We start from the raw sequence: 9,366 nt of genomic DNA on the forward strand, positions 1-9,366 counted from the left end.
CGCTCCCGAAACCTCGAAATTCTCAGGAATGAAAGCAGAAATCTCCAAGTGGCGAAAAAAGGTAAGGGAAGATATAAACCGGAATGACAAGAAACTTCAAGGTGCGAAAAAATCAGAATCAGCAAAATCAGAAAAGGCGCTGGACGACTCATATAGCCGATTACTAGAACTAGATACTTTTGAAGGAATCAGTATCGGGCAAGTCGTAGAAAAAAAAGTGGCTCAAGGGATTCACGGAGAAGTAACAAAGCTAGACTTTTCGCGAGGTGGACTGCCACAAGTCTGGGTGAAGTGGAACGAGGAAAAATACGCCGAATCGACAAATATTGGAGCACTAAATCTCTCGCCAGTAACTTCATCGCCAACCAGCGACCTGCCTCAAAAACTCCAAGAGGCTGTAATTCGCACGCGCAAAAACCTCGAAGACTGGAAGTGCCACGCGGAAGCAGAGCTGGAAAATGCAGAGGAGCAAAACAAAAGTATTTTCGCCAGGAAGGTAGAAGATCGAACCAGGAAAATCAAGGAATTAGAAAATTTTGCAAACCTCAGAGTTGGGCAATACGTTACAGCTAAACGTTCCTCTAGGCGAGGGAAAGTGCTAGCAATGGAAATCGTCGAATCCGAGCGACCAGAAGTGCAAGTGGAATGGGAATCCGGCAAAAAGGAAACAATAGCTTTTCGAGAAATACTGCCGGAGCAACTAAATGAGCATTAAGAAACCATTATCAAACGACTGGGTGCCCACCAAAACCGCAGCAACAGAATTGGGGTGCAGTATCGGACACTTATTCAACCTGAAAGAAGACGAAACTTTCAAACACGGCAAGCACTTTAGGGATATTCGCCGCACAAACGGAAGAAGAGCTACTTACCGCTGGCACTTGCCGAATTGCGCCGCCATTCTAGATTTGCATCCAGGGCGGCGGTAACGAAGATGCAATCAGCCGCTCCTACCATTTCAGAATCTCTCTTGACGCTTCCTGCAAACTGGATTTTAGAACCAGTTTGTGGAAAACGGCCATACCGAAAAGGGTGGACTAAGAGCAATGTCGATCGCCTGCGCTGCCTGCAAGATTTAGAGAGCGGCGCCGCCACCGGTATTGGATTGAAATTGGGAGAGGGGTTGCTGGCGATCGATGTTGATGGCGATGGTGCCGCTAACTTGCTGCAAAAACTGGCTGGCGAAAATAGCTTGCAAGAGTTCACGCAAACCGTCGCATGGAGTAGCGGTCGCAAGGGACGCAAACAGTATCTTTTTTCGGTACCGGAATCGGAATGGGGTCGGCTCAGAAATCTGAGAATTGGAACTGATGCGATCGGCGAAGACGGCAAGGAAGAATCGCTCGAATTTCGCTGGCTTGGGACTCAAAGTGTTCTGCCACCTTCGGTGCATCCACTCACGAACAAACCTTATTATTGGGAAAAATCCCCTTGCGAGACTGAAACAATCCAGGCTCCCGAATGGTTGTTAACACTCTGCGAAAACTGGCATCCAGAATACGCCGGCGAAGGGGAACTCGATTTAATCAGGTTCCCAGCGCGGCTCTACAAATTTTTCAGGCGATCGCTGGCGATTTGGATGTTGGCAAGGCGATCAGATAATTCACGTCGAATTTACGGGAAGAATAAAGGCAGTGGAATCGGAAGCTTTCATTTGTCCAGAGCTGCCAGCCTCTTAAATCGCAGCGAAGGACACATTAGGAAACTGCTAGGCAAAGCTAAAAAGCTAGGTTTGCTGCGAGATTATAGCCAAAAAGGAGATTCGATCACCTGTTGGTACACAAGTTTCGAGAGAGTTGTAGCGATCGCTGGCCTTGACGATATCGGGCCGATCGCCGCTATAAATATTGACGATTTATCTGAGCTCAACATACTCGCTACAGAAGTTGAGGCTCAGAATCTTCAAAGAGTTTCCTATTACAGCAAACAGCAGGAGGAAGGAAGAAGGAATAAAGAAGAAGGAAAAGACCCTGCCAAGACTCTGACTCGCATAATTAGGCCGAGCGATCTACTTCACCCCTGCGGAATTCCGGCGCGGGTACTTGCGAAGGGCGATCGCTTCTTATATTGCGAGTCGGATTTTCAATTTTACGGCGGGTCACAGGAAGGGATTGGTCAGCGCCGGGGGATATCAACATCCACCGTCGGTCGCCACCTTTCAAATCGCTATCGGCTAGAATCAGCCCCGGTGCGAGGGTATCGCGCTGGGGTTTCGCCGATCGTGAAAAAGCAGTTAGCAGAGCGGCTCCCATTATTAAAGGGGATGCCTGCGAAATTGTGCCGCGAGGATGGATTATTTTTCGCGCATTCAGACTGGTTTAGGCCGCACTGCAACGTTTACCTTTTGAACCATCGCTTGATTTCTTGCAAGCGGCGACGTATTCAAATCTCAGGGAAAATAGATAACGAATCCTTATTGTTCGATGCAGGCTCGCCAAAAATTTTAGACAATAATAATTTCTTATATGTTCTTCCTTCTGAAGAGTTGGAAGAGTGTTTAGGAATCGGTCAGTTGCTAGATCGAAATCTAAAGTCTAAAACTCAAAGTCAAAACAACCGGGACAATAACAATCAAAAACGATCATAAAACCCGAAAATTTCAATTTCTCAGACTTTTTCACTGCCACGCGCTAGTAACTGATCGTAGGCTCGTTGCTGTTCCCGCTCGTTTAGCGCGAGATGGTAAGTTTTACTGTGAACAGCCAAACTATGTCCCATCTGTTTAGCCGCCAGCGACGCATCCAAGCCCAGCCTAACAGCGCGAATAGCCCAAGCGTGGCGCAGATCATAAGCACGGAAATCAAAAGGCGATCGCGCAAAAAACTTGCAAACCCTCGCGCCGAAATCTGCGTGTTCCACGCCTGTTACATTCGGCCGCTTAATATTTGCAAGCTGCCATCTTTCAGCCCATTCTGGCCACAGTGGCCAACACTGCCGATATCCCGTTTTACCTTCTAACACTTGGGCAATCGGAAACTTCGACATATCAAGATAGAAGGCTTCATGGTCACGAAGTCCGTAAGCTGCGATAACACCATAAACCCACTGCCACTGTGGATTCTCAATCCTGGCAAAGCAGTCAGCTATCTCGTCATCTGTTGGCAAATTCCGGGGTTGAACGCTGGTCGGCGAGTAACTCCCCATCAGAGCATCAACGTTGAGTTCCAACCCTGCGAATTGAGCTAGCTGTCGAAAAGCTAGGCAGAATCGGCGACGCTGACGGGTGTTAGGGTTGATTTTGCCGATCGCACTTAGCAACGTGTCGAGGGCGATCGGCTCACCAGCGGGCAACACTCCGAATGGGCGGGCATAGTCGGTTTTCCATGTCGTGATGGAAACCGTCTGCCGCTTAGATTCTTCAAACTTTTGTATCCAGCTTGCGATCGTCTCAGTATCGGGTTCTTTTTCGATGTACAGGCTCCAGTGAAATGCTCTTGAGGCGAGGAGCGCTCCAACCTTCCGGGCTTCCTTTTCTGCAAAAGAGATTCCAGCAGGACTCGCGTAAATCCCCAGAGCTATCTGCTGTTGGTAAGAATCAGCTTTCCCGGAGTTGGGTTTTGGAGGAAGTGTCGCCTGTAGATACAGCCGATCGTGCTTTTGAACAATGGACACCCCAGCCTTCGCCGCTCTTAAGCGGCCATTCGCCTGATTGAGTCGCCCACGTTCCAAATTTTCCACAGTATTAAATCGGTATTAATTCCTGTACTTGATTGTAGTGGATTATGTGTGATACACACTTTGTTACAATCTCGAAAGTCTCGTCAATTGGTTGTTTTAGCGGTTCACTAATCCATGATAAAAAAGGCGGCACCCAGATTTGAACTGGGGGTGGAGGTTTTGCAGACCTCTGCCTTACCACTTGGCTATGCCGCCGTCACGTCTGAAAATTGACGTTATACGATAATACACTAAATCCTGATTATTTCAACATATCTCTCAAAAATTTCGATCGCCCAAAGTTCGATCGCCCTCAAAACCCATCCCAGGCTACATTAGAAATAGCTCGATCGCCCGCAACACCAGCCATGACACCAGTTTCTCCCCTCCGAGTCGCCCAAATCACCGACACTCACCTGTTTGCAGAGCTCGATCGCACTTGGAAAGGCCTCTCAACCGCCCGCACCCTGCAAACAGTTCTCGATCGCCTGCAACAGATCCAGCCGCCACCCGACTTACTTTTGCTGACAGGCGACTTATCCCAAGACGAAACACCCGAATCCTACCAGCGCCTCGTCTCCCTCATCGCCCCCCTGGGAATTCCCGCCTACTGGATACCGGGAAACCACGACAACATCCCAGTCATGCAGCAAATATTAGATAAGCCGCCGCTTTCCCCAGAAAAATCGTGGATGCTGGGAAACTGGCAGTTTCTGCTGCTTTCGAGTGTGGAAGCCGGATGCGATGGCGGGCGACTTTCCCCAGACAGCTTGCAGTGGCTCGACTCTCAACTGCAACAAACGGGCGATCGACCTGTTATGATTGCCTTGCACCATCATCCGCTGGCGATCGACTGTGAGATCATGGATAGCATGATGCTGCACAATGCCGATGAATTTTTCGCAATTGTCGATCGATACCCTCAAATCAAAATCGTCCTTTGCGGGCACATTCACCAAGAATTTCAGCAACAGCGAGACGGAGTTTCCTACTTGGGCGCGCCCAGTACCTGCATCCAACTGCTACCCAAAACCTCTCCGATTGTCCTCGACACCATCGGGCCCGGATTTAGATTGCTCGAATTGGCGATCGATGGTACTTGGAAAACTAAGATTGAACGAGTAGCCGCAGAACTTGCAACAGCTTGATAATTTATCTTGATAATTTATAATTAAGAGTTCAAATTGATCCCCAAGCCTTGAAAATACGACTTACACTCACAAACCCCGTTTCTCCGAACACGGTTGGTTTGGCCACAAAAAATCTAGGAATCAACCTGCTTTCTGAGGCACAATGGGTAAATCATACAAGATATTTTTTACTTGTTGTATACGTTTAAAAAAATATTATCAAAAACATATTTAATTGTCAATATATCAACAGATAGATTTTTTAAATAAACCAAATATCTAATTATATCTATTGACCCTAAATTGCAGGCACAGCTATACTAACAATTAGCAAAAAAATAAATATCACCTGCAATTCTATCAGGAGCAACTCAATTTATGTCTCAACTCAATGGCGTTATGATGCAGTATTTCCACTGGTACAACCCCGCTGATGGAAACCTGTGGAATCAGCTAGCAGAATCTGCAAAAGATTTAGCAAAAATAGGCGTTACATCCCTGTGGTTGCCGCCCGCCTATAAAGGAACCGGCGGCGGTATGGATGTAGGTTACGGTGTTTACGACATATTCGACTTAGGCGAATTCGACCAAAAAGGATCGGTACGCACCAAATACGGCACAAAAGATGAATATTTGCGCGCGATCAAAGCTGCACAAGATGCAGGAATTAGGATTTATGCCGATGTTGTCTTCAACCACAAATTAGGTGCCGATGCAGAAGAAGAAGCCGAAGCCACACCCTTCAATCCCGACAACCGCAATGACACCGTAGGCGAATATCAAAAAATCAAAGCTTGGACGCATTTTACTTTCCCAGGTCGCGACAAAAAATATTCCAGTATGGAGTGGCATTGGTGGCATTTTGACGCCATTGATTACAACGCTTACGACACAGAAACCCATGCAGTTTACCTGCTAAAAGGCAAAGAATTTGATGAGGGAGTAGACCTAGAAAAAGGCAACTTTGACTACCTCATGGGTTGCGACTTAGATATGGACAACCCAGAAGTCACCGGGGAATTAAAATACTGGGGCGAGTGGTATGTGGATACAACAAACGTTGACGGATTTCGTTTTGATGCCGTCAAACACGTAGCAGCAGGATTTTTTCAAGAGTGGTTGGAACACGTCCGCAACTATGCCAAACGCGACCTATTTGCCGTCGGCGAATATTGGTCTTACGAAGTGGAAGCTTTGCACTACTTCATCAAAGCAACGGACGGTAAAGTATCCTTATTTGATGCGCCCCTGCACTACAACTTCTACGCTGCTAGCAAGGCAGGCAACAGCTACGACTTGCGAACAATTTTTGATAACACCCTCGTCCAACAGCAACCAAGCCTCGCTGTTACTTTGGTTGACAACCACGATTCGCAGCCTTTGCAATCTCTAGAATCAGTTGTCGAGGCTTGGTTTAAACCCCTTGCCTACGCTTTAATCCTGCTGCGCAGCGAAGGATATCCGTGCATTTTTTACCCGGATTATTACGGCGCTAATTATAAGGATACAGCAAATGATGGCAACGAATACGAGATTTGGTTAGAGAAACATCAATGGATTCTCGATAAATTCTTGTTCGCGCGCCAAACTTATTCCTACGGGAATCAGTACGATTACTTCGATCATGCCAACACCCTTGGCTGGACGCGACTCGGAGATGAAGAACATCCGGGCGGCATGGCTGTGGTACTCAGTAACGGAGGTGATGGCACTAAGTTTATGGAAGTTGGACAGCCGAATCGAACTTATATTGACATCACCGAACATATCAAAGAACCGATCGCAACGAATGACGATGGTTGGGCTGATTTTAGGTGTAACGCCGGTTCAGTTTCTGTCTGGGTTCCGCAGTCGTAAGGACTGTCTTAAAATTGACGTACTCCTCTGCCTGAAGTAGGGTGCGCCCATAAGCACCTTACCGCTATAATTAGCGCATCAAACCACTTGTCACTTTGCTATTTTTGATGAGTAAAGCCTGTTCGTAGTGAGGACTTTAGTCCTCTCTCTCTATAGTTCTATTTTTAAGCGATCGCGCTAAAAAAATATTTAAATAAAAAATTATGAAACTTGCAGAAAAAGTTGCCGTTATTACGGGCGGCGGGTCGGGAATTGGACGTGCAGCAGCAATTTTAATGGCCCAGGAAGGCGCAAAAGTTGCGATTATCGATCGCACTTTAGAAACAGCACAAGAAACCGTCCGCGAGTTGGTCAGCGAAGGAGGTTGCGGGCTGGCGATTGCCGCAGATGTGGCGGATTCTGAGCATATGCAAGAGGCATTTGAAACAATTTTTGACGAATATCAAAGAATTGATATTGTGTTCGCTAATGCGGGGATTAACGGCATCTGGTCGCCCGTAGAAGAGATAGAACTTGATGAATGGGAGCTGACAATTAACACCAACCTCACCGGAACATTTTTGGCAGTCAAATATGCTGTTCCTTATCTCAAAAAACAAGGAGGTTCCATTGTCATTACATCTTCAATTAATGGCACCAGAAGTTTCAGGAAAGTTGGCGCCACCGCCTACGCTTGCAGCAAAGCAGCCCAAGTAGCTTTTGCAAAAATGCTGGCGCTAGAACTTGCTCCCAGCCACATCAGAGTCAATGTAATCTGTCCGGGCGGGGTGCTCACTGGCATCAATCAAAGCACTGTTAAGCGCCATCTAGAGCGCATTCCAGTCGAGCCTGATGCCCTTAAAGATATGATTCCTTTGACTGATAATACCGCAGGTGCTAGCGAAGAAGTCGCCCAATTAGTGTTATTTCTGGTATCAGATACCTCCAGCTTTATCACAGGTACTGAAGTCTGGATTGATGGCGGCGGTTCTTTGATTTAAAATTTGATAAGTAGAAGGAAGAAGTTCGGCAACGGATTATGTAACGGATGTAACGGATTTCAAGAAAAAGAAATACACAGCAAGCTTTTTAGGGATATATAGCCTTTCTCAGAAAGATGAGGTACGCGAACGGCATAGGGCATAGGGCATAGGGCATAGGGCATAGGGCATAGGGCATAGGGCTATCCTCACTTTTTTGAGAACCGCTATATATTTGATGTAGAATCAGGTGGATTTACTTATCAGGCAAATTGACAGGACTTACGCATGGGTGTCGAGAAACCGGGTTTCTTCCCGAATTCCTCGCTACTAAACCCTAATTTTTCTAAGAAACCCGGTTTCTAACCCGCCGCGCACAATTCATATTTGATAAATATTCTCCCCCACTCTCCATTTTTTAACAGCAGTTTGCAATCTCTGCGGCAGCCACTTATCGTACTGAGGATAAACAGGCAAACGCTGCACGAGTTGCCATCCCGCTGCTGCTAAAATTTCTGTTAAAGTTTGGTGTTGTAAATGAGGATAATCGGGATTAACTTCATCCAGCGGCCCAATTCCGCCTAAATCTCTCGCACCTGCTTCTAAACAAGCTAGCAATATTTCGGGCTGTGCAACTAAATTAGGCGGAATTTGCAGCGAGATTTCAGATGGTAAAATGCTGCGGGCGATCGCAATTACTTGTGGCATTCTTGTAGCATCAAAAACTTCGCCGTCCCAAATTTGCTTGTTTCCCGGACTGTGAGGCTGCAAAATAACTTCTTGAATGTGATTGTAGCGCGAATGAATCCGGGCGATCGCCTCCAGACTCTCGATCCAATCCGCCTCACTTTCCCCAATTCCCAGCAGCAAACCAGTGGTAAACGGAATATTCAATTCCCCAGCCCATTCTAACTGTTGCAGCCGCAGCGCCGGCACTTTACTCGGTGCGTGTCGGTGAACCGTTTGTAACAAATCTGGAGCAAGCTGTTCTAGCATCAGCCCCATCGAGACATTCACCTGTTTTAACTGTGCCATCTCCTCAAAGCTGAGCGGCCCTACATTAGTATGCGGCAAAAATCCGAGACTAAGTGCCAGTTCGCACAAATCGTAAATCCGCTGAAACCAAGCTTTTCGCCGTTGACTCTGCGGATGTACCTCGCCGCTGAGGATGAGAATTTCAATTACACCTTGAGGAAGCAGCAATTTGAGCTGTTTTTCGGCTTCTGCGACTGTCAGCCAAGGACTTTGCAGCGGTTGGGCCCGAAAATTGCAATAGGTGCAGCGGTTGTAACACTCGTAGGTTGGAACCAGGGTATAAGCAGGGCTGTAGGTGACGGTGCGGGACATTCCTTGGGACTTTTATCGATCGAACTTGGGCAACAACATATATCTGTCAGTGTGAGTTTTGCGGTTGGCGATCGCAACCCTTCATCTATCTTAACACTGACGCAAGTCCCGAATCTCGTTGCCCAGCTAAATTATGAGCATTTTTTTGTTTGTGCGATCGCCCGCCAATTCCGCTTTCAACTTTGAAACTCTTATACAGCAAGCTTTACGTCTTTATATCAGCTCTGGCTATAACATTAATAAAAAAAAATGTGCTTAAAGGGCCTTTACAAACTGAAATAAAAGGTTTATGTTATTTACATGGCGGAACACAAAGCCGTCACGAACATTGAAAACCAAATAACGCAATCATAAAACCATGACAGCAACCTTACAGCAGCGCGAAAGCGCCAATCTGTGGTCGCAGTTTTGCAACT

At 46.8% G+C, this 9,366-nt stretch carries 8 protein-coding genes and 1 tRNA gene; 6 read left to right on the forward strand and 3 right to left on the reverse strand.

Features of this window, described 5'->3' with window-relative positions; genetic code table 11:
- The 3 genes from QUB68_RS28390 to QUB68_RS28400 form a co-directional block, all read left to right on the forward strand.
- Positions 1–715: hypothetical protein (locus QUB68_RS28390; protein WP_332998253.1), on the forward strand; the 715-nt coding region annotated here is incomplete at its 5' end.
- Positions 705–929 (forward strand): hypothetical protein, encoded by a 225-nt coding sequence (locus QUB68_RS28395; protein ID WP_332998254.1) that lies wholly within the window; start codon positions 705–707, stop codon positions 927–929. The genes QUB68_RS28390 and QUB68_RS28395, both read left to right, overlap by 11 nt.
- 5 nt (positions 930–934) lie before the next feature.
- Positions 935–2,587: a bifunctional DNA primase/polymerase gene (locus QUB68_RS28400; RefSeq protein WP_332998255.1), complete on the forward strand. Its 1,653-nt coding sequence runs from the start codon at positions 935–937 to the stop codon at positions 2,585–2,587.
- Positions 2,588–2,607: 20 nt separating this feature from the next.
- Here QUB68_RS28400 and QUB68_RS28405 read toward each other — a convergent pair whose 3' ends face one another.
- Positions 2,608–3,678 (reverse strand): site-specific recombinase, encoded by a 1,071-nt coding sequence (locus tag QUB68_RS28405; protein WP_332998256.1) that lies wholly within the window; start codon positions 3,676–3,678, stop codon positions 2,608–2,610.
- Positions 3,679–3,802: 124 nt separating this feature from the next.
- A tRNA-Cys gene (locus tag QUB68_RS28410) sits at positions 3,803–3,873 on the reverse strand.
- Positions 3,874–3,887: 14 nt separating this feature from the next.
- On the opposite strand from QUB68_RS28410, the gene cpdA reads away from it, so the two are divergent.
- The 3 genes from cpdA (at position 3,888) to QUB68_RS28425 (ending at position 7,624) form a co-directional block, all read left to right on the forward strand.
- Positions 3,888–4,805 carry a 3',5'-cyclic-AMP phosphodiesterase gene (gene cpdA / locus QUB68_RS28415; protein WP_332998257.1) on the forward strand — a complete coding sequence of 306 codons (918 nt, stop codon included), beginning with the start codon at positions 3,888–3,890 and terminating at the stop codon, positions 4,803–4,805.
- A gap of 360 nt (positions 4,806–5,165) precedes the next feature.
- Positions 5,166–6,644 (forward strand): alpha-amylase, encoded by a 1,479-nt coding sequence (locus QUB68_RS28420; RefSeq protein WP_332998258.1) that lies wholly within the window; start codon positions 5,166–5,168, stop codon positions 6,642–6,644.
- A 203-nt stretch (positions 6,645–6,847) separates the two neighbouring features.
- Entirely contained in the window at positions 6,848–7,624 is a 777-nt protein-coding gene (locus tag QUB68_RS28425) for an SDR family oxidoreductase (RefSeq protein ID WP_332998259.1), read from the forward strand.
- 360 nt (positions 7,625–7,984) lie between these two features.
- Here the strand turns inward: QUB68_RS28425 and cofG are convergent, their stop codons facing one another.
- On the reverse strand, positions 7,985–8,950 hold the full coding sequence (cofG, locus tag QUB68_RS28430) for a 7,8-didemethyl-8-hydroxy-5-deazariboflavin synthase subunit CofG (protein WP_332998260.1): 966 nt from the start codon (positions 8,948–8,950) through the stop codon (positions 7,985–7,987).
- Between the last annotated feature and the right edge of the window lie 416 nt (positions 8,951–9,366).

The organism is Microcoleus sp. A006_D1, assembly GCF_036702805.1.
GTDB lineage: Bacteria > Cyanobacteriota > Cyanobacteriia > Cyanobacteriales > Microcoleaceae > Microcoleus.

What these genes read in the sequence shown, in the direction of transcription:
- QUB68_RS28395 (WP_332998254.1), top strand. Translation starts at nt 705, where the DNA reads ATGAGCATTAAGAAACCATTATCAAACGACTGGGTGCCCACCAAAACC.
- QUB68_RS28425 (WP_332998259.1), top strand. Translation starts at nt 6,848, where the DNA reads ATGAAACTTGCAGAAAAAGTTGCCGTTATTACGGGCGGCGGGTCGGGA.
- QUB68_RS28400 (WP_332998255.1), top strand. Translation starts at nt 935, where the DNA reads ATGCAATCAGCCGCTCCTACCATTTCAGAATCTCTCTTGACGCTTCCT.
- cofG (WP_332998260.1), bottom strand. Translation starts at nt 8,950, where the DNA reads ATGTCCCGCACCGTCACCTACAGCCCTGCTTATACCCTGGTTCCAACC.
- QUB68_RS28420 (WP_332998258.1), top strand. Translation starts at nt 5,166, where the DNA reads ATGTCTCAACTCAATGGCGTTATGATGCAGTATTTCCACTGGTACAAC.